2 protein-coding genes are annotated in these 583 nt (G+C 46.1%); both read left to right on the forward strand.

The genetic code is table 11. The features are described from left to right. Positions 1 to 113, forward strand: a 113-nt coding sequence (locus tag R7Z50_RS29365) for a DUF2804 domain-containing protein (protein ID WP_318149999.1), incomplete at its 5' end; no start/stop codon positions are given. Between the two features lie 8 nt (positions 114 to 121). Further along, the coding region (locus R7Z50_RS29370) for a sterol desaturase family protein (protein ID WP_318149998.1) at positions 122 to 583 on the forward strand (462 nt) is incomplete at its 3' end.

Here is a 583-nt window from a genome sequence, read left to right on the forward strand (position 1 = left end):
ACTTTCGTCAATATATCGGTCACTTTTCAGGGTTTGTTGTGGATGGCAATGGCAGTAAGCACGAACTCGACGGTGTTGTGGGTTTAACGGAAGATCACTACGCAAAATGGTAGATAAGACAATGGATTGGTCACAAATCATGGAACGACCGGAGCTCTTGCTTATGGCTTTGGCTCCTATCTTTTTTCTCTGCATCGCCGCGGAATACGGTTTGGGACAGCGTCGAGGTAAGTTGCCTTACAGCGCACAATATTATTTGCCGGAAGTGGCGTGTAACTTTGTGTTGGCGGGATTACATCAAGCTGCTGATATTTTAACGGGGCTGCTGATTGCGCACTTCTACTTGTGGATGTTTGATTGGCGATTATTTGATATCGAAATGAGTGTATCGACCTTCTTGCTTCTTATGTTGCTGCAAGACTTTTTCTATTACTGGTTCCATCGTGCTAGCCATCGTATTCGTTGGATGTGGGCGGCACATGTGGTGCATCACAGTTCAGAAAGAATGAATTTTAGTACGGCGTTTCGCCAAAGCTTGATGTACCCATTGGCGGGGATGTGGCTGTTCTGGCTACCTTTGGTC

The organism is Vibrio sp. 1249-1 (assembly GCF_033340495.1).